Origin of the sequence: Kitasatospora sp. NPDC058218, assembly GCF_042882445.1 — a bacterium.
GTDB lineage: Bacteria > Actinomycetota > Actinomycetes > Streptomycetales > Streptomycetaceae > Kitasatospora.
Genome location: NZ_JBHVWC010000018.1, coordinates 1 through 21447 on the forward strand (window position 1 = coordinate 1; position 21447 = coordinate 21447).

The 21447-nt window shown below is 72.9% G+C and carries 23 protein-coding genes; 11 read left to right on the forward strand and 12 right to left on the reverse strand.

What is annotated here, in order from left to right; genetic code table 11:
• The first annotated feature begins 29 nt into the window (after positions 1 to 29).
• Positions 30 to 434: a hypothetical protein gene (locus ACFVYI_RS13570; protein ID WP_387884531.1), complete on the forward strand. Its 405-nt coding sequence runs from the start codon at positions 30 to 32 to the stop codon at positions 432 to 434.
• Positions 435 to 462: 28 nt separating this feature from the next.
• On the opposite strand, the gene ACFVYI_RS13575 is transcribed toward ACFVYI_RS13570, so the two are convergent.
• On the reverse strand, positions 463 to 735 hold the full coding sequence (locus ACFVYI_RS13575; protein WP_387884533.1) for a hypothetical protein: 273 nt from the start codon (positions 733 to 735) through the stop codon (positions 463 to 465).
• A 95-nt stretch (positions 736 to 830) separates the two neighbouring features.
• On the opposite strand from ACFVYI_RS13575, the gene ACFVYI_RS13580 reads away from it, so the two are divergent.
• Entirely contained in the window at positions 831 to 1220 is a 390-nt protein-coding gene (locus ACFVYI_RS13580; RefSeq protein ID WP_387884536.1) for a DUF11 domain-containing protein, read from the forward strand.
• A 353-nt stretch (positions 1221 to 1573) separates the two neighbouring features.
• Here the strand turns inward: ACFVYI_RS13580 and ACFVYI_RS13585 are convergent, their stop codons facing one another.
• On the reverse strand, positions 1574 to 2140 hold the full coding sequence (locus ACFVYI_RS13585) for a class I SAM-dependent methyltransferase (RefSeq protein WP_387884539.1): 567 nt from the start codon (positions 2138 to 2140) through the stop codon (positions 1574 to 1576).
• Between the two features lie 91 nt (positions 2141 to 2231).
• Here ACFVYI_RS13585 and ACFVYI_RS13590 point away from each other — a divergent pair, with 91 nt between their 5' ends.
• Complete coding sequence (locus ACFVYI_RS13590; RefSeq protein ID WP_387884542.1) at positions 2232 to 3080, forward strand: AraC family transcriptional regulator; 849 nt, start codon at positions 2232 to 2234, stop codon at positions 3078 to 3080.
• A gap of 875 nt (positions 3081 to 3955) precedes the next feature.
• Positions 3956 to 4423, forward strand: a complete 468-nt coding sequence (locus ACFVYI_RS13595; protein WP_387884544.1) for a hypothetical protein — start codon at positions 3956 to 3958, stop codon at positions 4421 to 4423.
• Positions 4424 to 4821: 398 nt separating this feature from the next.
• Here the strand turns inward: ACFVYI_RS13595 and ACFVYI_RS13600 are convergent, their stop codons facing one another.
• Positions 4822 to 5448, reverse strand: coding sequence for a M15 family metallopeptidase (locus tag ACFVYI_RS13600; RefSeq protein ID WP_387884547.1), 627 nt, complete (start codon positions 5446 to 5448; stop codon positions 4822 to 4824).
• A 170-nt stretch (positions 5449 to 5618) separates the two neighbouring features.
• Here ACFVYI_RS13600 and ACFVYI_RS13605 point away from each other — a divergent pair, with 170 nt between their 5' ends.
• Both ACFVYI_RS13605 and ACFVYI_RS13610 read left to right on the forward strand, forming a co-directional pair.
• On the forward strand, positions 5619 to 6305 hold the full coding sequence (locus ACFVYI_RS13605; RefSeq protein ID WP_387884549.1) for a response regulator transcription factor: 687 nt from the start codon (positions 5619 to 5621) through the stop codon (positions 6303 to 6305).
• Entirely contained in the window at positions 6302 to 7459 is a 1158-nt protein-coding gene (locus ACFVYI_RS13610) for a sensor histidine kinase (RefSeq protein ID WP_387884551.1), read from the forward strand. The genes ACFVYI_RS13605 and ACFVYI_RS13610 overlap by 4 nt, the downstream gene beginning before the upstream one ends.
• Before the next feature lie 22 nt (positions 7460 to 7481).
• Here the strand turns inward: ACFVYI_RS13610 and ACFVYI_RS13615 are convergent, their stop codons facing one another.
• Positions 7482 to 7607 carry a hypothetical protein gene (locus ACFVYI_RS13615; RefSeq protein WP_387884554.1) on the reverse strand — a complete coding sequence of 42 codons (126 nt, stop codon included), beginning with the start codon at positions 7605 to 7607 and terminating at the stop codon, positions 7482 to 7484.
• Positions 7604 to 7951: a VOC family protein gene (locus tag ACFVYI_RS13620; protein ID WP_387884557.1), complete on the reverse strand. Its 348-nt coding sequence runs from the start codon at positions 7949 to 7951 to the stop codon at positions 7604 to 7606. Before ACFVYI_RS13620 ends, ACFVYI_RS13615 begins: the two co-directional genes overlap by 4 nt.
• 806 nt (positions 7952 to 8757) lie before the next feature.
• Between ACFVYI_RS13620 and ACFVYI_RS13625 the strand changes: the two genes are divergently transcribed.
• On the forward strand, positions 8758 to 9141 hold the full coding sequence (locus tag ACFVYI_RS13625) for a hypothetical protein (RefSeq protein WP_387884560.1): 384 nt from the start codon (positions 8758 to 8760) through the stop codon (positions 9139 to 9141).
• Between the two features lie 388 nt (positions 9142 to 9529).
• Complete coding sequence (locus ACFVYI_RS13630; protein ID WP_387884562.1) at positions 9530 to 10438, forward strand: DUF4231 domain-containing protein; 909 nt, start codon at positions 9530 to 9532, stop codon at positions 10436 to 10438.
• Positions 10439 to 10527: 89 nt separating this feature from the next.
• Here ACFVYI_RS13630 and ACFVYI_RS13635 read toward each other — a convergent pair whose 3' ends face one another.
• Positions 10528 to 11301, reverse strand: coding sequence for a HEAT repeat domain-containing protein (locus tag ACFVYI_RS13635; protein ID WP_387884564.1), 774 nt, complete (start codon positions 11299 to 11301; stop codon positions 10528 to 10530).
• Positions 11302 to 11576: 275 nt separating this feature from the next.
• Complete coding sequence (locus tag ACFVYI_RS13640; protein WP_387884567.1) at positions 11577 to 12698, reverse strand: NADAR domain-containing protein; 1122 nt, start codon at positions 12696 to 12698, stop codon at positions 11577 to 11579.
• Between the two features lie 321 nt (positions 12699 to 13019).
• Here ACFVYI_RS13640 and ACFVYI_RS13645 point away from each other — a divergent pair, with 321 nt between their 5' ends.
• From ACFVYI_RS13645 to ACFVYI_RS13655, 3 genes are all read left to right on the forward strand, one after another.
• Positions 13020 to 13205 (forward strand): DUF6928 family protein, encoded by a 186-nt coding sequence (locus ACFVYI_RS13645; protein ID WP_387884819.1) that lies wholly within the window; start codon positions 13020 to 13022, stop codon positions 13203 to 13205.
• A 631-nt stretch (positions 13206 to 13836) separates the two neighbouring features.
• The gene (locus ACFVYI_RS13650; RefSeq protein ID WP_387884570.1) at positions 13837 to 14220 is read left to right on the forward strand and encodes a hypothetical protein; all 384 of its coding nucleotides are present in this window, start codon (positions 13837 to 13839) and stop codon (positions 14218 to 14220) included.
• 186 nt (positions 14221 to 14406) lie between these two features.
• Positions 14407 to 15459, forward strand: coding sequence for an LLM class flavin-dependent oxidoreductase (locus tag ACFVYI_RS13655; protein ID WP_387884571.1), 1053 nt, complete (start codon positions 14407 to 14409; stop codon positions 15457 to 15459).
• A gap of 130 nt (positions 15460 to 15589) precedes the next feature.
• Here ACFVYI_RS13655 and ACFVYI_RS13660 read toward each other — a convergent pair whose 3' ends face one another.
• From ACFVYI_RS13660 to ACFVYI_RS13680, 5 genes are all read right to left on the reverse strand, one after another.
• Positions 15590 to 16030, reverse strand: coding sequence for a VOC family protein (locus ACFVYI_RS13660; RefSeq protein ID WP_387884573.1), 441 nt, complete (start codon positions 16028 to 16030; stop codon positions 15590 to 15592).
• Between the two features lie 638 nt (positions 16031 to 16668).
• The gene (locus ACFVYI_RS13665) at positions 16669 to 16908 is read right to left on the reverse strand and encodes an OmpL47-type beta-barrel domain-containing protein (RefSeq protein WP_387884574.1); all 240 of its coding nucleotides are present in this window, start codon (positions 16906 to 16908) and stop codon (positions 16669 to 16671) included.
• A 116-nt stretch (positions 16909 to 17024) separates the two neighbouring features.
• Positions 17025 to 18344, reverse strand: coding sequence for an RICIN domain-containing protein (locus ACFVYI_RS13670; protein ID WP_387884577.1), 1320 nt, complete (start codon positions 18342 to 18344; stop codon positions 17025 to 17027).
• 413 nt (positions 18345 to 18757) lie between these two features.
• A complete protein-coding gene (locus tag ACFVYI_RS13675; RefSeq protein ID WP_387884579.1) occupies positions 18758 to 19408 on the reverse strand; it encodes a fasciclin domain-containing protein in 651 nt (216 codons plus the stop codon).
• Positions 19409 to 19520: 112 nt separating this feature from the next.
• The gene (locus tag ACFVYI_RS13680) at positions 19521 to 21179 is read right to left on the reverse strand and encodes a molybdopterin-dependent oxidoreductase (RefSeq protein WP_387884582.1); all 1659 of its coding nucleotides are present in this window, start codon (positions 21177 to 21179) and stop codon (positions 19521 to 19523) included.
• Positions 21180 to 21447: the final 268 nt, after the last annotated feature.

Here is a 21447-nt window from a genome sequence, read left to right on the forward strand (position 1 = left end):
GACGACGGCGGGAGGACCCCATGAGGGACATGCTGGAGAAGATCAGCACCCGGCAGCGGCTGGTGCGCGAGACCGTCGAGCATCTGCGCGAACAGATAGCCCGGCTGGGCGAACAACTGGCCGCGGCCGAGCGGACCCTGGAACGACTGGAGATCACCCACGCGACGGTGCTGGAACTGGCCGCCGAAGACGAACATCCTCCACCCGAGGCCGAACCCCTGCCACCCGGCTACCGCGAGATCCTGGCCCTGTTCGAGCACGCTGACGGCGGACTGCGTCCCAAGGATGTCTGCCAGGGCCTCGGTATCGGCAGCGAGCCAAAGCACATCGAGGGCGCACGCGCCAAGCTCAAACGCCTGGTCACCCGAAGCATCCTGATCGAACCCGAGCCCGGCCTATTCGTCCTATCGCCCCCGCCGCCCACCCGCGCCTGACGAACCATCACGGGCCACTCTCGTGCGCCTATCCGACCGCGGCGTTCTCACCGCCGCCGTCCTTCTGAGTGGCCTCGCGGAGCAGGCGGTTCAGCCTCCGACGCGCATGCACGTCCATCCGCGCCAGATCCGCCAGTTCCTCTGTCCGCCGGGCACGCGCGAGCAAATCCATGTGCCACAGATGGTGGTCATGAGCGTAGAAGTCGGCCGAGTAGCACTCGGCGTGCACACTGACCAGCGCAATCGCCGTATCCCAGTCGCGACGTTCCTCGGCTTCCTTGGCCTGCTCAACCCATTCCACGGCATGAGTATCGCCGAGCGGTAAGCAGGTCTGCATCGAACAAGAGCGGTTCAACGAGCCAGTTCGAGCAAGTGCTCACGAAACGCCCTCTGAGCGTGACCAAAGCCGCCGACGCCACCACCGTCACCGTCGGCCAGACCGTCACCTACCGTGTGACCGTCCGCAACGCCGGGCCGAACACGGCCACCCGTGTCACCGTCGCCGACAGCCTCCCGGCCGGTCTGGCGTTCCTCTCCGCCACCCCCCGCCCCGGCACCTACGACCCCGACACCGGCCAGTGGAGCATCGGGACACTGGCCGTCCACGCCTCCGCCACCCTCGTCCTCCGGGCCAAGGCGATCACCACCGGCCCGGTCACCAACACCGCCACGGCGCAGGCGGCCGAGACCGACCTCCGCCCCGCCGACAACACCGACTCCGTCACCGTCTGCGTCGAGGCCGCCCCCACCTGCTGCCCGCCCCCTGGCGGCTGCGGACCCTGCTGACCCCGGCCGCCAACCGGCCCCGGGAAGGTGAGCGGCCGACTGCCGGTCACCGGGGAGCGGTGGCGCCGTATCGATCCCCGTGCCGCCGCGCGGCACACCCCGTCCGCCGACACGGACCCGGTCGCGTGCTCCGGGTCGGTCATGCCGTCCATGCGGTACTGCTCGTACGCGGCGAAACCGGGAAGGGAGAAGGAGGAGCCGGCCGCCGCGCCTTCGGCGTCATCCTGGACGCCTACGCCTCGACGGATCGGACGACGCTCGGCATGGCCCTCGGCGCGGTCGCCTCCTGCGCGGCCGCCCGGGACGCTCCCGGGCCGGAGCGGGCGGACGGGCGGGAGGCGACCGCGACCCGCTCAGGTGCGGCGGGCCAGGAAGCTGATCCGGCGGCCCGGCTGGTGGTCCGTCTCGATGTCCACGAAGCCGGCCCCGCGCAGCCGGTCGGGCAGGGTGTGCGGGTCGAGCGTCACCATCGTGTCGCCGACGTGCAGCAGCCGGAAGCCGGGATTGGGCTGGCTGTCCACGCCACGGAAGACGCCACCGGGCCGCAGCACCCGGTACGCCTCGGCGAACAGCGCGTCCTGCTGGGCGGGCGAGGGCACGTGGTGCAGCATCGTGAAGCAGACCACCGCGGAGAAGTGCCGCTCGGGGAAGGGCATCCGGGCGCCGTCGCCCCGCACGATCTCGACCCGCTCGCCGAACTCGGCGCGCAGCAGCCGGACGGACTCCGGGTCGATCTCCACCGCGGTCAGCCGCTCGACCCGGGTGGCCAGCACCCGGGTGGTCGCCCCGAAGCCGGGGCCGATCTCCAGGACGTCGTCCCCGAGTTCGACGCCGGCCAGCATCCCGGGCATGCGCTCCGCCACGTCGGCGGCCCACTTCTTGGAACTGCAGAGCTTGCGGTGCAACAGGTTCATCGGCATGCCACCGACCCTAGGCAGCAGGCGAGATGGCCGCGAGACGTACCCGGGCCAGGTGATGTCGCGTGGCGGCCAGGGATCGTACGATGCCCGGATGAGCTCCCGCATCACGCCGCCGGGCGCGGCCGTTCCGGCCGGCCGGAACATCGCCGGGCCCCCACGCGTGGCGGCGGATCCGGTGGGCGCCATCGTGGTCGGCGCCTTCCCGCTCGCCGCCGGGCAGTGGTTCGCGCCGCACGAGCATCCGCGTCACCAACTGGCCTGGGCCACCCGGGGCGTGCTGGGAGTGGCGGTCGGCGACGACTCGTGGGTGTTACCGCCCACCCGCGCCCTCTGGATCCCGGCCGGCACCGTCCACCGCACCGGCGCGCCGCGCGACAGCGTGTTCCACAGCCTCTACCTCACCCCGGACCCGTGCCCGGTGGACTGGCGGCGGCCGACCGTGGTCGCCGTGGACGACCTGCTGGCCGGGCTGCTGTCGCACCTGGGTCGCGAGGACCTCGCGCCACCCGCCCGGCAGCGCGCCGAGGCTGTCGTCTTCGACCTGCTGCACCCGCTGCCCAGCACGCCCATCTCCGTCCCCGAGCCGCTCGACGACCGCGCGCGGGCGGTCGCCGCGTTGCTGCTGGCCGACCCCACCGACTCCCGCACCCTGGAGGCCCTGGCCCGCGCGGTCGGCACCAGCCGGCGCACGCTGAGCCGGCTCTTCGCGCAGGAGACCGGGATGAGCTTCGACCGCTGGCGCACTCACCTGCGGCTGCGCGCCGCGCTCCCGTTGCTCGCCGAGGGCCACCCGGTGGCCCGGGTCGCGCACGCGGTCGGCTACGCCACACCCAGCGCCTTCCTCGCCGCCTTCCGCCGTACCGTGGGCACCACACCGCAGCGCTACCTGCGCGGCCCGTCCTCCGGCCGAACCGGCGCGGGTGGAGGACGGGACGGGTGAGGCGAGGCCCGGGGCGGCATCCTCGACACGAACGCCGGTGCCCCCTGCAGTGAGCGCCGCGCCGACGGCGGCGTACCCGGCTCTCCCCTGCTCACCGTCCTCACCGGCACGGCCGTCGCCCCGGTGCGCGCAGGGCGCCCCTCCTCCGGCCCCCGGCCTCCTGCTCGTCCCGCTGCCGGGACACACCCGGGGCCACTGCGGCGTCGCCGTCCGGAAGGCGGACCGCCAGCTGCCGCACTGCGGCGACGCCTACTTCTCGCACACTGCGCGAACTGCGCCGCACCCACCATCTGCGCCCACGACCCGGCCGACCTCGACCCGCACCCGGCTCCCCGGGGCTGATCACACCGGGGTCCGAGCCCTGATCAGGTTCGATCGGCCGGGTCGTCCGGCGTGGCAGCCCGCTCGTCCGGTTCCCCGACCGCCACCGCCACCCGTGGATCGTGCCCCGCCCGCGGCGGAGGGTCCGCTGGATCCCGGGATGGGAACGGCCGACGATGCCGCGACATCTCCGTTGTCATGGGCGAGCGACGGGTTCATCGGGGACCTCCGTGGATACCCCCGGCTTTGGCCGGGGGTGGGGGCGCCCCCGCTTGCGGGGGAGAAACGGACCGCCTGTGGAGCAGGTCGGGGGGCGGTGTTTCGCCGTCGAGGCGGACCGCCGATGCCGCTCGGAACATCCTGGCCGCCGGACGGGCGGACAGGCTAAACGCCTGCGGAGGGCCGGTAGGACCCGGCGTGGCGATCCCACGCCAGGCACGGCCCGTTGAAACAGGAACCCACCGGAACGCCGGCCACACCGGGCGCAAGCCCCGTGCCGCAGGCGCGGCCGGAATCCCCGTGCTTTAGCGCGGGGAGGATGTCAACATCGACAGATGTTCGAGCTGCTGCCCGGGAGGGGCGTCGTCCTGCCGCGCCAGGTGGGGGTCCTGAGGTTCGGCATGACCGAGCGGGCCGCCCAGTGGACCGTCGCGAGCCTGGCCGATGTGCGGAAGTCGTGGGTCTGCCAGGCGGGCTGGGCCTTCACCGCCGTGTACGACGGTGTGGACCTGCTCGTCTACGGTGACTGTGCCGACCGTGAGGGCCGCTCCGAACGGGACAGGCCCGGCCTCGCCGCGGTCGTTCTCGATCGCTGCCGGTACACCCTCACCGGTCCCTCGGCCGTGCCCGTGGTTCTGGACGGCATCGACGTCTTCGGGTATCCGGCCGCCGAGGTGCTGGACGTGCTCGTACCCGCCGACCACCCCGGGCTGAGGCTCCCCGCCGGCTCCCTGAGCACCTATCTGTCGCAGGTCTCGGTCTCCTGCCCGCCGTTCGACGCCCCGGCACAGACCGGGACGTGACCGGGTGGCCCCGGATACGCTCCCGGGCATCGGCCACGGCCGGATTGCCAGGCCGGTGCCGCTGTCGAGCAGGCGACCCGGTGCCCCGGTGTCCCGCGGGAGACGACGGCATCCGGGCGGCACGATGACACCAGGCGGACCCGCCCCCGCTCCCGGGGCCCTGCGGTACCACCGGCCCCGCCGCGAGTCGGACCCGGCGGCCCTCAGGCGGGGGTGTCGGGGGTGGTGCCGTGAACGTGCTCCAGGCCGAGACGGGTCGGCTGGTGATGGACCGGACCCATCCTCGCCGCCGACCGGCCTTCGGCAGCGAGAACGTCGGCATGTCGGCCCCAGGACAGCGGCCTCAGCGCCGTCGGCGGCGTCAGCCGTCCGGGTGCGTGCCGGACCCGTGTCCGCCGTCATCCGGCCGCGTCCGGCAGCTGCGCCGGGCAGGTCCCGCCCGGGGTGGTGAGCAGCTCGTAGTGCCACACCTCGTTGGAGTACACCTGGCACAGCCCGTACCGGGGGCCGTACTGCGCCATCCAGTACGCCGCGTCCGTCGGGCCGACGTCCACCGCCTTGCCCGACACGTGCGTGGAGGCGTCCGGCGTGTTGACGAACCGTCGGGCCCGCTCCAGAGTCCCGTGCTCGACCACCGCGCGGTCGAGCAGCCCCTGCTGGTAGTCCCGGCTGCGCCAGCCGGAGGTGACGGTGATCTCGATGTGCCTGGCGCGGGCGTCGACGGTGGCCTGCTGCAGGGCCGCCAGCAGCGGGCCGTCGAGCTTACGGACGGCCGGGGCCTCGGTGTCGAAGGGGCTCAGCCTGGTCCCCTCGGGGATCACCCCGTCCTCCGCCCCCGGCGACGCGCCGCTGATCATCGCCGTGATCCCGCGCAGGCCAGCCGTCCCCGAGTCGGCCGCCCAGACCCCCGCCGAGGCCAGCGCCACGACCGCGACGGCGCCCGCGACCAGCCGACCGCGGCGCCGCCGCGGGCCGACCGCCAGCCCTTGCGTGCACTCCGTCTGCTCCCTGAGCTCCGCGTCCATCCCAGCCTCCCGGTGTCGTCGGTACGTTGCCCGGGAGCCATTCGACGGGAGGCGATGTTGCGGGGGTGTTCGCGCGGGCCGATACGTTTTCGATACGCCCGATGGGGTCCAATGGGGGACGAACGACCGCCGTCGGCGGTCGTCGGCGGACACAGACGGGAGAGCGGCACGTGCGGGTCCTGGTGGTGGAGGACGAGATCTACCTCGCCGAGGCGGTCCAGGCCGGACTGCGGCTGGAGGCGATCGCCGCCGACGTGGCGGGCGACGGCGACGCCGCGCTCGAACGGCTCGCCGTCCACGCGTACGACGTCGTCGTCCTCGACCGGGACATCCCCGGCACGCACGGAGACCAGGTCTGCCGCATCATCGTCGAGCGCGGCCTCGGCTGCCGGGTCCTGATGCTCACCGCCGCCGCCCGTCTGGGCGACAAGGTCGACGGTTTCGAGCTCGGTGCCGACGACTACCTGACCAAGCCCTTCGACCTCGCCGAACTCGTCGTCCGGCTCCGCGCCCTGGCACGCCGCCCGGGCCGCTCCGCCCCGCCGGTCCTGGAGCAGGCCGGCCTGCGGCTGGACCCGTTCCGCCGCGAGGTCTACCGCGACGGGCGCTATGTGGCGCTCCCCCGCAAGCAGTTCGCCGTCCTGGAGGTCCTGATGGCCGCCCGGGGCGGTGTCATCAGCGCCGAGGAGCTTCTGGAGCGGGCCTGGGACGAGAACGCCGACCCCTTCACCAACGCCGTCCGGATCACCATCTCCAGCCTGCGCAAACGCCTCGGCCACCCCTGGGTCATCCACACCGTCCCCGGCGTCGGCTACCGCTTCGGCGAGCCGGCCCCCGAAGAGGAGGGCACCCGGTGAACCCGCCCGCCGGCGTCAGGCCCCGGCCACGGCGCCTGACGGCCCGGATGCGCCTGACGCTCAGCTACACGCTCTTCACGCTGGCGGCCGGGGTGCTGTCGCTGGCCGTGATCTACGTCGCCATGAAGTACGTCCCCAACTACCCGCTGACCTCCTCCAACCCGCGCTACCGCTCGGACGCGCCGTCGCGCCAGGAGATCCTCGACTCCCTCCTCCGGGCGGGTGGTTTCGCCCTGGCCCTGATGACGGCCGTCGGCATCACCGGCGGCTGGTTCATCGCCGGGCGCGTCCTGCGGCCGCTCCAGGACCTCACCGGTGCCGCGCGGCGGGCCGCCGACGGGGCACTGGAGCACCGGGTCGCCCTGAGCGGGCCCCGGGACGAGTTCACCGAGCTCTCCGACGCCTTCGACGACATGCTGGAACGCCTCCAGCGCTCCTTCGAGGCGCAGCAGCGGTTCGCCGCCAACGCCTCCCACGAACTGCGCACCCCGCTGGCCATCACCCGCACCATGCTCCAGGTCGCCGCCGCCGATCCGGCCGGCCAGGACTGGGGCCGCCTGGTCACCCGCCTCCAGGACACCAACCAACGCGGCATCGAGATCAGCGAGGCCCTGCTCCAACTCGCCGCCCTCGACCAGAGCCCGCCCGAACTCGCCCCGACCGACCTGGCCACCGCCACCCGGGAGGCCCTGGCCACCGTCCAGGACGAGGCCCGCACCCACGGCACCACCGTCACCGCCTCGCTCGACCCCGCACCCACCACCGGCAATCCGGTCCTCCTCCGTCAGGCCGCGCTCAACCTCCTCCACAACGCCCTCCGCCACAACCACCCCACCGGCGGCACCGTCACCGTCACCACCGGCCCCCACCGCCACCGCCCCGACCGCGTCCGGCTCACCGTCACCAACACCGGCCCCCCGCTCGCCCCCCAGACGGTCGCCACCCTCACCGAGCCCTTCCTCCGCGCCCGTGGCCGCACCGCCACCACCGACCCCACCCGGCGCGGCCACGGTCTCGGCCTCACCATCGTCACCGCCGTCGCCACCGCCCACCACGGCGAACTCCAGCTCTCCCCCGGCCCGGACGGCGGCCTCACCGTGACCCTCGACCTCCCCGGAGGCCGGAGCGTGACACCACAGACCCGCGCCCGGTGAGGTGATCCGACACCGTGTGCTCTCAGCCGGGCGTTTCGACGAAGCCGGCCCCGGCGTAGGCGCGGTGGTGGTCGACGGGCAGGACGCGACCGTCCGCCATGGGCGCGCCGGTGCCGCGGGCGAGGGCGTCGGGGGTCGGGCCCGTCAACGGTGCCCCAGGACGTTGACCACACGTCCGCTGGGGTCACGTACGAAGAACCGCCGCACTCCCCATTCCTCGTCCTGCAAGGGGTGGACGATCTCCGCACCGCTCGCGCGCATGACCGCGTACGCCGCGTCCACGTCGTCCACCTCGACGCTCATGTCGGGGGCGACGGGCGCCGTCCTGTCCTCGGTCATGACACTGATCTGCGCCGCCGGGCTGGACGGGGAGGCGAGCGTCATGATCCACCCGTGGTTCATGACCTCCTCGAAGCCCAGCAGCCCGTAGAACTCCCGGCTCTCCTGCACGGCTCCGGACCGGATGTTGGGCACGACCCGGCGAACGGCCATCGACGACTCCCCACGAGAACGAACCTGTCTCCACCACTCCAGAAGTACTACGGCTCGTCCGCCACCGCACGCGCTTTCGACGCACGGCCGTGCCCGGGACGTCCGGCGCCCGGCCGGAGGACGGCCGTTCGGGCCGCCGGGATCCCCCCACGATCTTCTCGTGGGTGTCGTCGGCGACACCCTGGCGGGCCCACGACCAGTGCTTGGAGGCCTCCTTCGAGCGGAAGATCGCGTCGGCCTGGTGCTGCCCGGTCCACTCCCTGAGAGCGGCATCGAGTTCGGCCAGGGGTACTCGGCGTGCCAGGGGTGCCCGAGGTGCCGGCAGGACCGCCGGTCCGGCGGCCGGCGCCGCGCTGCGGATTCGGCTGTCGGGGTTCCCGATCGGGTGATCCGTCCTCAGGAGTCGCCCCGGAGCGTCTCCCCGGCTGTCAGGATCAGCCGGCTCCCACACCTGCAAGCGCGTGACGACCTCGGCCTGGCCGACCTTCACAAGGGGGCCCCGGGTCGTGCCTGCCCCATGGCTCACCCACGTGTGTTCGGCACCGTCACAGACAACGGACGTGCCGATGGCGACCCTCCCCTACACCGAGCTGTTGACGACGGCGTAGGACCCGCAGGCTCCTGTGGGACGACCCGTACACCCTCAGGGTCGGGCTGGTGGACGCCGTCATCTACGGCGTCATGTTCGCCGTCGTCGGCGGGCCCATCGGCGCCAGGACGGCCTGGTTCGAGGCTCCCGAAACCATCGAATCGGCCCCCGGCCCCAGTGAGCTGCTGGCCCGCAACCGCAAGGCCGTACTTCTGCAATGGCTGCTGTTCGCCCCCTGTTCGGGGTCGCGGTCGCGGGCTGGCCCGCCGTCGAACTGCTCTGCGGGTACCTGTGGGGCGTCCGGCTCGGATGGACCATTCCGGGCGGGCTCCGGTTCGGGCTCCTGATCGCCTTCGGGGCCGGGCTCGGCACCGGGCTGAGCCTGACCGCCTGGGGTCAGTGGATGGTCTTCGCGCGCCTCTGGCTGCCGCTGACCGGGCGGGTGCCCCGCACAGCTATGGCGTTCCTCGAGGACGCACACCAGCGGGGAGTGCTGCGCAAGGCCGGCGCGGTCTGCCAGTTCCGCCACACCCGCCTCCAGCAGCACTTCGCCCGACCGGCGGTGCGGCCCCGCCGCGGGGAGCAGCCCTCGCGGCGGTGACCGGGCACCTCGTGGCGGCGGCCCGGGCCGGTGACCACGAGGCTCGGACGGCGGCAAAGGGCCGTTCCAGGCGGGGGATGTGGTCCTGCGCCGAACCCGTCCCGGAACGTCACGGGGCCCACCAAGGGGACCCTCCGGCAGGCAGCGTGCCGGCGCGGGGCACCGGACAGCGGCCTGACGGCCCGGGCGAGGTGACCGGGCGCTCCCCCGACACCTCCCGAGCGGCAATCGCCGAGGACGCCCGCTCACCACTGCCTGCGACAGCCCAGTCTACGGCCCAAGAGGTACCCGGGGATCATGGTGACGATCCGTCATGTTCGCCGGACACGCCCGCCCGGAAGCGCCTAGGGTGGCGGGGCCGACCGCCCATCCCGCCCGAGGAGCCACCGTGTCCACTCCTCCGCACGAAGCGTTCACCTGGCGCCACCTGCCGCCCTTCTTCCAGGACGCCGACGCCGAGTCGATCCGGTCAAAGCGGCGCTACCTGGGACAGCTCCGGTTCAACCTCCTGATCCTCTTCCTCGCGGCGACCGTCGGCGCGGCCACCTTCCGACCCTCCGGCAGCACAGTCGACTGGGCGGGGTTCGCCGCCGCACTCGCCTTCGTCGCCTCCCTGTTGCTCCGGCTCTACATAGTCGAGCAGCGCGACGAACGCCGCTGGTACGAAAGCCGGGCCGCCGCCGAGTCGTGCAAGACGCTGGCCTGGCGCTATGCGGTGTGCGGGGATCCCTTCCCCGAAACGATGCCGGCCGACGAGGCCAGGCAGCTGTTCGTCGCCCGCCTCCGCGAGATCAGCCTCGGCCTGGAGATCGTCGACGTGTCGGCCGGCCTCGACATCAACGAGGCGATGGAGCGGTGCCGGTCGGGCAGCAGGAGCGAGCGGATCCGAACCTACCGGGACCAACGCCTCGCGGAACAGGTCGCCTGGTACGCGCGCATGGCCAAGCTCCGGGACCGGCAGTCGCGCGTCTGGCGACGGCTCGCGCTGCTCGGGGAGATGGTCGGCATCGTGGCGGGCGTGCTGAAGGCGTACCGGGTGTTCTCCATCGACCTGCTCGGCGTGATCAGCGCCGGTGTCGCGGGGCTCACCGCCTGGGCCCAGGCCCAGCGGCTCGAGACCGAGGCCTCCGCCTACAGCCTGACCGCGCGGGAGATCCGGCACATCCTCTCCGTCACGGACATCGGGGCGGACGCGGAGGCGTGGGGGACCTTCGTCGACCAGGCCGAGGCGGCGATATCGCGCGAGCACACCATGTGGGCGTCCGGGCGGACCGGACGGGTTGGGTCGAGCGACTGAGAGACACGCCGTGAGCCGGTCGAGCAGACGGATGACACGGGCGGGTCGGTAGTAGCCCTGTGGACGAGGCGCGGGATGGGACCGGGCACCTACGGCCGGGGCGTGGTACGGGGTGCGGGGGCGGCAAGGGACGGGGATGACAGATGGCGGGCCGGCACGCAGCGGCGGGGCAGGGCTGCAGAGGTGTGGCGGGCGGGACGGCCCCTCACTGGAGCGGCACGCGGCGCTTCCGGGCCACTCCGGGGGGCAGATCCGGCCGCCCATGACCGCGTCGGCCGGGTGGTGGATGATCGGGGCGTGCTGGTGCGTACCGAGTTGCTGCCGCTGGATCCGTCGGGGAACGTGCTGACCTGCGGGCCTGTCCATCCCGCCGCTGCGGCCGCGGCCCAGAATCGGAGGCCGTCGTTGGGGTTCAGAGGGCTGAGGAGGTCGAGAACGTGGTCGATCGTGGCCATGTCCAGCGACAGCCGTTGCATGGCGACGGCGCGCAGAGCGCCGTCGGCGAGCATCGGGGTGCCGGAGTCGAGGCACCAGCGCAGGGAATCGGCCGTGTCTTCGGGAGTGTTCAGCCGGACGATGGCGTCGCCGAGCGCGACGTACACCATGGTGGCCTCGAAGGGGCGCCGGGCGAGGTCACGGAGGAAGCCGAGAGCGGGTCGGTGACCACATGCCCCGAGAGCCATGACCATCTGGTACTGGGTCTCCCAGGTGCGGGCGTCGCGAACTTCCCGCTGAAGGGCGTCCAGCAGCGCGGAGCCTGCGGCGGGGTCGGCGAGCCGGCGCAGGCGCGATGCGGCGGAACGCCGCTTGGGCGAAAGCCGGTGACCGAGCTGCGCTACGGCCTCATCCAACGTCAGTGCCATCTCGGTCCCCATCCGGTGGTTTCGTCGTGGAAACAACGTAGGTCATCGCACTGACAGGGCGGTTCGCGCCGTCGAGCCTCGCCTGCCCTGGTCGGCCCGCACGCGTCGCCACGTGCCGCCGGACGCCCTGCCACTGATCAAGATCGAGTGACGGCGACTGCCGCCAAAGATCATTCGACGCGGAACGGGGCGGTGCCCGGCTGACCCGTCTCATCAAAGTCTGACTGATGTCACCGGCCTTCGACCGGCTCGGTGAGGTCGCGCACCTGGCCCGCTCACGCCCTGAGAATCCCTGCTCGCCGCATCTGCAGTTCGGAGCGGACGAGTTCGAGGATGCGCCCCGACCAGTTGCGGCCCCGGCCGGCGTTGTCGCCCCAGAAGGTCGAGTTCATGTCGTCGTAGATCAGGGTGGCGTCGTCCGTCGCAAGCAGGACCTCGGCCAGCTCGGGGTGTTGGTCGTACTTGGCGCGCAGCAGGCGCGTCATGACTGCGGTTCGGGAGTGTTCCCAGCCCTCGCGGCGAGGGGCCTCCGCCGCGAGCGTGCGCGCTGCGGCGGCGGTTTCCGCTGCCGCGATCACGTGCCGGGTCTCGGGCTCGGCGACCGACAGGGCCCAGTAGGCGTGGGCGACGGAGGGGTAGTCGGTGTCCGCGACCGTGGTCGGGGCGGGGTAGTCGTGGCGCAGGCCGAGCTTGCCGGGATCGTCCACCGGCTTGATCGGGAACGAGTGGTAGAGCTGGACGGCCGGGGCGTGCGGTGTCGCCGGTCCGTCCGCGGGGACGCGGGTGGCCCTCACAGCCCTCCAACGTGCCCGCTCCTCGAAGTACGCGAGGGCGCCGTCGTAGTCCTCCTGCGTGACCGTTCCGTCGAACGACAGGTAAGTCCGGCCGCCGGGCCCTGCCACCAGGACCCGCAGCGGCCGGTCCTTGCTGTCCATGTCGCCCAGCGCGTAGCGGCGCTGCGAATCCGGGACGGCCAAGAACGCGGCGCGGGCCGCGGCCCCGTTCTCCTCGGTCCGGTCGGCGAGGAAGACGTCGACGGCGGCCAGACAGCGGCCGGTCGAGTCGGGCCGCCCGTTCAGCCGGTCGATGGTGTCGCGGACTTCGGCGACCAACAGCTCGGGCGTGAGCCAGCTCTCCGGCTCGCTGAACTTCCAGTCCGCCAGCTCGTGGGCGGAGGCCTCGCCGCCCTCCGGAAGGCTGGTGGCCACCCAGCCGGTGCGCAGCTTCTCCTCGAACTCCTCGACGGTGACCAGGCCCCAGCAGTCGATGAGCCCGTCGGCGTAGATGAAGAGGTCGGTGAGGAAGTAGTGGCCGCCGTTGCGGATGAAGGCGTGCCGCCAGGTTCCGGGCATGCGGACGCCGTCCGCTGTGCGATGCGTGATCCGGTTGCCGATCATCCTGGGATTGTGCCGCAGCGATCATCGCGCCGACCGTGATCTTCCTCCGGGGCAGCTCCAGGCACCCCAAGGTCCCAGACATCGTCCGGCGCTGAACCTGGTGGTCAGACTTCGATGAGACAAATGCCGATCGGTCAAACTCCGCCGAGACTCGCCGAACTTCAGTGAGACGGGTCACCCGGCGGCGGAGGCCGCCCTGTGCCGGCGCTACCCCAGCCCGCGCGGCGCAGCGCCGTCACCAGGGGAAACGGCCTGATCCTGCCCTGGCCGTCCCGCCTCGAACGATCTTGACTGTAGGTCACCGTCCGAGGTGGCCGGCCGATCATCCGGCCGTGCGATCAGGCCGAGGCCCCGCACGCGCTGCCGTTCCACGCCCTGAGGCTGGGCGTCGACGCGCTGCGTGCCCTCTGCGGGCTCAACCTCCACGGTCCGCCGGAACCTACCGACGTCGACGCCGCTGTCATCGAGCTTCACGGCTTCCTGGTTCGCGGCTCAACCGCCTCCTGAGCGCCTGCTCACCGGCTCGGCCCGGTCGCGGAACAGCGGCACGGGCCAAGCCGCAGGGCCTGCGGCCTCCAAAGCGGAACAGGACCAGCAACGGCCGGTAGCACCGAACCCTCCCCACCCCCGGTTGGCATCGACGGCCACGCCAAGGAGCGGCCACACCCGGGAGCGACGACGGGCAGCAGACACACGGACACCCGGCGGGCCGGGCGCGGTCCAGGGCCATGAGGCGGGACGGGCAAGCCGGAGCGGACCGCGCCGGACCCGGCGGACAACACCCCCGCCGCACGAACCAGGGCAGCGGCGAAGGGCGTGGCCGGACGGCACCGTCACCGGAGATGCCCGGCCCTGGGTACCGTCATGCCGAAGATCCCGCCCACCCCGCCGGAGCACCGGTACCGGCCACCGGGAACGAGCCCTCGGCCGGAGGCCGGACAGACCGCAGAGCCGACGGGCCGACGGCGGGGAGTGGCCTCGCCCGCAGCAGCGGGCGGACCCGGGGTCAGCGGGCGGGCGCCCGATCGCGTCGGGGGTCTGTCGGCGGATTCGGCCGCGCCGGGGCCGGTTCGTGGCCGATGATGTGATCTGTTCGCCGGCCGGGTCACCCGGCCGGACCAGAGGGAGGGGGCCGCGTGTGGAGATAACCAGCGGCACCGGTCTGCACGGCCGTCCCTGGCCCGAGCTGACACCCGACCGGCGCCCGGTCCTGGTCGTCCCCGCCTTCCCCGGCCGCCTCATGATCCTCGACGACGGCTGGAGCCACCACGCCACCGACCCGCGGCCCGCCTGGTCCGCCGTCCTCGACGGCCACCGGCTGACCCTTCTGCGGCCCGGCGGCCAGACCTGGTACGACGACGAGATCACCACCACGCACGAATGGCGGCGCGCCGTCCGCGCACACACCACCCTCCTCCTGATCACCGGCCCCTTCACCAGCCCCCACGACCTCCGAACCGCCGCCACGTCCGGCCGACTACTCCTCCTCACCACACCGATCCACCTCACCCACGACCCCTGACCTGAGCGGCGGCGCCCGGGCTTCGACGGCATAGTGGACAGAGTCCCGGCCGAAGGCGTCCCTCCACGAGCGGGCCGCCTCAAGCCGTCCCGGTGGCTCCGCCGACGGCGTCACGGCCATGGGCTCCCGCCCTGGGACCTGCCGGCGTGAGCGGGCTCGATCCGATCCTCGTACCTCGGAGGTCTGATGCGTGCAGGCGTCGTGGTCGCCGCGCACCCCGGCGTGGAGGATCTCGCCGTGCAGGCCGAGGAGTCGGGCTTGCACAGCTTCTGGGTCAATGACTCCCCCATGGTCCACGGTGACCCGTTCGTCGCCTTGGGTCTGTGTGCGAAGGCCACCCGTCGCATCCGGCTCGGTATCGGCGTGACCTCACCGGCGTTGCGCTCGGCCCCGGCCGCGGCGAGCGGGTTCGCCAGCCTCAATGCCCTGGCGCCGGGGCGGATCATCTGCGGGGTCGGCACCGGGAACACCGCCCGGCGCACTCTGGGCATGCCGCCGACCACGGCGGCCGCGCTGGAGAGCTTCACCGCGGCCCTGCAGGATCTCTGTGCCGGACGCCCGACCGGGTATCGCGAAGGTGACCGGGTCCGCGACATCCGCTTCCTGCACGCCGGGGCGCAGGTGAACACCACCGATCCGATCGAGTTCGTCGTGGCCGCGCTCGGCCCGAAGGCCGCCGCCGTCGCCGGTCGCCGCGGCACCGGCCTCATCTCCTTCGGCCTGCTCGACCCCACCGCCTGGCACGCGCTGCACGACGCCCGCCGCCAAGCCGCCCGCGGTACGGTCCCCGGCCCCGGCTCCGACGGGGACTCCTACGTGGTCACCGCGCTCCACCTGCTGCGCGACAACGAGGACGCCGACAGCGACGCGGCCCGGGACGCGACGGGCCACCTCGTCCTGTCGCTGCTGGACTTCGCCGCCGACACACCCGCCTTCGCCGGGCAACTCGGCCCCGACCTGCGCGAGGCGGTGCGACGGCTCCTCGACCGACGTGGCACCACCGCTACCGCGCCGGACCGGTACACCAAGCTCTACCCCAACTACCTCGGCCGCATCGCACCGCAGGACCGGGACCTGGTCCTGCCCTCGCTGATGAACAGCCTGGCCCTCGTCGGCACCCGCGACGACCTCCGCACCCGCATCTCGGCCCTGGAACAGGCAGGCGTCGACGAGCTCCTCATCCAACCGGTGATCGACCCGCCCACCGAGATGGCCCGACTCGCCGAACTCCTCACCTGAGCACCCGCTGGCGGAGGGACGGCTTCAGCCGGCCCCGTGGTATGACCTCCCGACCGCTCGGGGCGTGCGCTCGAAGCGCCTGCGCGACCTTTCAGCCACCCACACCAGCGGCGATCACGAGAACGGGTTCTCAGCGCAGCTGCTCGGCCAGTCCGACGATGATGCCCTCCGGGCCGCGCACGTAGCAGAGCAGATAGCTGTCCTCGAACCGGGCGATCTCGCCGACGAGTTCGGCGCCGTGAGGACGCAGGCGGGCAACGGTGTCCTTGATGTCGTCGACGGCGAACATGACGCGGTGCGTGCCCAGAACGTTGTGCGGCGGGTTGCGCGGCCCGGCGCTGATCACCGCGGGGCTGCGGTACTTCGCCAGCTCCAGCCGGCTGTGACCGTCCGGGGTCCGGAGCATCGCGATGTCGCAGCGGACGCCGTCGAGTCCGGTGCACTGGTCGGCGAAGAGGCCCTCGACCTCCCCCCTGCCCTCCAACTCCATACCGAGCTCCACGAAGAACGCGACGGCGGCGTCCAGGTCCTCGACGACGATGCCGACGTTGTCCATCCGCTGAATCGCCATGCTGGTCTCTCCTTCCTCGTGCGGCCGGTGGTGGCCGCGGATGCCCCTGGGACGGGGCGGTGGCTCGTTCTCGACATCCGCAGACCCCCGGACTCCCAAGGAGTCGGAGTCCTCCGAAGAAGTCCGGATCGCGCCTCAGCACCGCTGCTGAAACCCGCGAGCCGGGCGCATCACCGAGGCCCGGGCGAGCCGCAGGGCGACCGCACGCCCGATCCCGCGAGAGCCACCCGTCACCAGTGCGGTCCTGCCGTCCGGTTCCCCCACGATCGCCTCCCCTGTGGCCCCGACCGAATCCGGGACCGACCTCCAGCGGATCCGAAGTTCCGCCCCGCCCGCGGGACGAGGATGTCCAGGGTCAGTTCGTGACGACCAACCGGAACACCCTCCTGGCCGCACTGTACGTGAGATCGACGCCGGCATCGGCGGAACGCGACGGCCGGGCCGCCCGCCTCCGCCCGGCTGCTTCGAACTCGTCCGCCTGCCGGTGGCGCGGGCACTTCTCGGCCGCCACTCCGAGGCCCGCCGGCCGCGCCGCGCACGCAGGCGCCTGTGCGGCATGTTCCCGTACCCGCGCGCCTGCGGGCCCGGGTCACCTCGCGGTGGCCCGGGCCCGGGTGCTGCGTCAGGTGCCGGCCGGCTCAGCCCTCCCAGGGGCCGTCGGAGCCCTCCCCGTGCTGCGGGTCGCAGTCGATCAGGATCTCCAGGCAGTGCTCCTGCTCCACGTTCTGGGCGTGGTCGTCCGAGCGGTACCCGACCTCGTGGCGGCCGTCGCCGCTCACCGTGAACGGCCCGGTGTAGCGGGTCCATTCGCCGCCGTCGACCCGGTAGTCGGTCATCGCGGCACCGCTGATGTCGTCGGTGGCGTCGGGGGTGACCAACCCGTCGAACAGTCACCCCGTCGGAGGCGCAGCACTGGAGGCACACCGCCGAAGGCACGCCGCCGGAGCAGCGCCGATGCCAGGAGGACGGACCTGAGCGACGGCGGCACACGGTCTCAGGCGCGCACGAGGTCCCACACCTGGTTGGCGGCACCCGTGTTCGGCGCCTGGACCACCGCCGAGCCGGCCCCGCCGGAAGCGGTCAGGGCCATCCCGGAGTGGGCCAGGGTGATGCTGAATCCCCTGCCGTGATCACCCCGGATGCGGAAGGCCTCGTTGAGCCGGACCATGTCCCCCACACCGGCCGGGTCGGCCGTGTTCGCGGTGCACGAGTACTGGATGAGACCGGTGGTCGCCGTGCTCGCACCCGGCACGTCCAGGCACTTCCCGCTGTGCCGAGGGCGAAGGTTCCATCCGCCCAGGGTGGCCTTCAGGACGAAGACCTGGTTGGCGTTTCCCGTGTTCGTCCAGGTGGTCGGGGCGGCCCAGTCGTCCGTCGAGGATCCGGGGATGTCGAGGTACAGGCCGGTGGCGCGGTTCACCAGGTGGTAGCTCTGGTTCATCTCGGGGTCCCCACCCGACCACGGCACCGGCAGGTGGTAGCCACCGCCCCACTCGTAGTCCGCGTAGTACTGGACCCTCAGCCACGGCGCGTACTCCGACTCCTCCGAGTGGCAGTCGTCGGCGGAGGAACAGATCTCATCGTCCCTCCGGGCGTAGATGTCCAGGGCGTCCCGCTTGCTCCGGTAGGCGGCGTCGTCCAGGTTCTCCGGGCTGGTCCTGGCCAGGTAGTCGCGGTAGAAGGTGACCCTTGGCCACGTCCCGCCGCGCCGGTGCAGCGCACCGGCCAGCAGCCGCGCGGCCGCGACGTGGTCGGAGTGGAACTTCCCGTCCCAGTCGGCCGTGTGCTGGTCCGCGGACGGGTCCACCGTGTTGATCACGGTCGGCTGGTAGTCGTCGATGACGCCCTGGACGAAGGCGAGCACCTGCTCACGCGACAGCCGTTGCTGGACGGGGGCGTCGTCCCCCGGTAGGGGCCAGGCCTCCAGGTTGTCCGCGTACAGCGCCCACAGCTGCCCCCTGCGCATCGTGCCGGCGCTGTTGGAAGCGCTCGCATCGGGCACCCGGAGCTCGACCGTCGACACCCGCCCGCCCAGGCTCCACAACGCCGCCTGCACCCCGGCCTGCGCGTACCCGCCGTGCCCCCACGACCCGACGATCCCCGCCGCACCCTGGTAGGCCTCCCGCACGCCGCGCTCACGGTTCTCCATGTACGCGAACTTGGCGTCGTCCGTCGGGTGAAGGCCCCAGCGATCGTAGTAGGAACCCACCAGGAACACCGTCCGCACACAGACGTCCGGGTTGCGGAGGTCATTGATCAGATCCGGCGCCAGGAACAGCAGGTCGTCGTCGTGATGGGCGACGACGTTCAACACCCGGCCCGCCTGACACCCACCGGCCGCCGCCGCGCCCGTCGGTGACACACCACCGAGCCCCGCCACCACCAGAACGCCGGACAACACGGTTGAAACACGCTGCGCGAAACGCACTCGTCCCCCCAAAGGTCACAGATCCCACTCAGCGAACGACTCGCCGAGCGGACAGTCTTTCGCAGCGGTCGGGGCCCGACCCTCGTGGGGCCGATGGCGGACCCACCACACCCGCCCCGGGCCGGTCGCGGGCGGCCGCGCGGTGCGAACCGCGGCCGCGGGAGCGGGCACGGCGGCTCGGTGAGCGTGTGAACCGACTCTGTCAGGGGCGCCGGCCGCCCCGCCGCATTAGTCGGGCGCCTGGCCGCCGGCCCTCGAGGACGGGCCGGCGGCGATCGGCGTCTTATGGGCGGGAAGCGTCAGGAGGTGGGCATGAGGACGGTGTCGACGATGTGGACGGTGGCGTTGGCGGTCTGGACGTTGCCGCACAGGACCTTGGAGTCGGCGTTGACGGTGAAGTCCTCGCCCGAGCCGGTCACGGTGAGGGTGCTGCCTTCGAGGGTCCTGTGGCCGCCGGGCAGGGCGGTCGGCGCGAGGCGGTTCGGGGTGACGTGGTACGTGAGGATCTTGGTGAGCTTGTCCTTGTCGGCGAGGACCGCGTCCAGGGTGGCCTTCGGGATCTTGGCGAAGGCATCGTTGGTCGGCGCGAACACGGTGATGTTCTGCGCGGAGTTCAGCGTGTCGACCAGGCCCGCCTGCTTCACCGCGGTCACCAGCGTCGACAACAGCGGGTTGTTCGACGCGGCCGTGGCCACCGGGTCCTTCGCCATGCCGGTGAACGAACCCGCGCCGTCCTTCGGCACCGCCGCGCACGCCGCGCCGAACGGCTCGTCCGCCACCTGCTCGACGGGAGCGGTCGCGGACGCGGCCTGCGAGACGGCGGCGGTGGCGGAGGCCTTGTCCATGGCCGAACCGCCGCCGCCGCTGGTGCAGGCGCTCAGGCCGAGCACGAGCGCGCCGGCCACCAGGGCGGCGGCGGCAGAGGAACGACGGATGCTGGTCAGCGACATGTGATGTCTCCTGGGATGACTCGGTGGGTGAACGGCAGTGTGTGATCATCCGGGCGGCGTTGACCGCTGCCCGAAGCCTTGAGGGGTGTGGTGCCCGCCGGGTGCGGGACGGTCAGGTGACGGTGACGACGGTGCTGTGCCAGCCGGTGGCACCGGCCGGGAAGGGCGCGGCCCGCTGCTCGCTCTGAACGGCGCCCGACGCGTCGGTGGCACGGACCTCGACGCGGTGGGTTCCGGGCCTCGCGCCGCTCCAGGTGTGGGCCCACTGGCGCCACAGGTCGGGCCCGCCATCGGCCGCCAGTCGTGTCGTCTGCCAGGGGCCGCCGTCGACGCGTACCTCGACGGCGGCGATGCCCCGGTGGGTCGCCCAGGCGGTTCCCGCGAGCGTGACGTCCCCGGCCGGGACCCTGGCGAAGGGGGCCGGGACCTCGATGCGCGAAGCGGTGCGCACCTCGCCGCGCCTGTCCCAGCTGCGGCGCACCCAGTACGGGTCGTACGCGGCGAAGGTGGTGACGTCCAGGTCCACCAGCCACTTGGTGGCCGAGGTGTACCCGTAGAAGCCCGGGACGACCGTGCGGCACGGGAAGCCGTGGGCCACGGGCAGCGCCTCGCCGTTCATCGCGACCGCCAGCAGCGCCGGGCGGCCGTCGAGGACCGACTCCATCGGCGTGCCGATGGTCATGCCGTCCTGGGAACGGCCCACCAACTGGTCCGCGCCCGGCCTGACGCCCGCGCGGCGCAGCAGGGCGGGCAGCGAGGCGCCCAGCCAGCGCGTGGTGCCGACGTAGGGTCCGCCGACCTCGTTGGAGACGCAGGACAGGGTGTGGTCGAGCTCCTCCAGCGGCAGGCGCAGCAGGTCGTCGAAGGTGAGCAGGAGGGGGTGGTCGACCATGCCCCGGATGCGCAGCGACCAGTGGCGGGGGTCGATCCGGGGCAGGGTGAGGGCGGTGTCGACCCGGTAGAAGTCGGCGTTCGGGGTGACGAACGGGGGCAGGCCGGGCACGGCGGGGTGGAGCCCGGCGGGCAGCGGCGGCAGTGGGTCGGCGGCCGGCGGGATGCGCACGGCCGCCCTGACAGCGCCGATGTCGTAGCGCCGGTCGGAGACGGCACGCCCGCCGAACCCGGCGGCGGCGCCGAACGCCACCGCACCGCCCGTCGCGGCCAGGACCGTTCGGCGGCTGGTGACTCCTGTGGGAGGTCCGGGATCGGGCCGGGCGGGGGCGGGTTCCGGGGCCTCGCCGGCCCAGGGCGTGGTGGCCGGGGGCGAGGTGGCCGGCGGCGCGAGGGCCGAAGGGCGGGTGGCCGTGCCCGGGAGGCGGGCCAGGACGAACACCGCACCGGCTCCGACGATCCCGGCCGCGACCGCCGGTGCGGCGCCGACGGGTTCGCCGCCGGGCCGCGAGAGGGCCGCCCAGACGCCGACGGCGCCGAAGAGCGCGAACACCGCGGCGCCGAGTACGGGGCGCCGGGAGGCGAGCAGTCCGGTGAGGACCGCGAGTAGCGCCATCGTCAGGTAGATCCCGGCGAGCAGCACCGGCTTGTCGTTGGTGCCGAACGTGCGGACCGCACACTCCTTGAGCGGAGTGGGCGTCAGATCGATCGCCGCCGAGCCCACCGCGTACACCGGTGCGGTGTCGGGCCCGGTGAAAGCGGCGGCCAGCTCGCCTGCGCCGACCGCGACCGCCGCGCCGGCCAGCCCGGTCACGGCCCGCGCGATCCGGCCGCGCAGGGGGCCTCGGGGGGTGGGTGTCTTCCTGCTCACGTCGGCCATTCGGGGCGCGGTGGCGGCCGGATGGGTGGCATCGTCGGATTCACCCCGGAGGGTGAACACCACGGCGGCTCGCGGCAGAAGAGGACGCGGCTGGTGGCGGTGCGCAGGCACGGCCGCGTGCTCGGTCGGCCGAGGTGGCCCGGCCCGACAGGGTCGACGCGGCCCGACAGGCCGGCGGTGCGCGGTGGGGTGCGGCACGGCGGTGGGGCGCGACACGGCGGTGTGGTGCAGTGCGGCGCGGCAGGCCAATCCGCGACCGTCCGGGCCC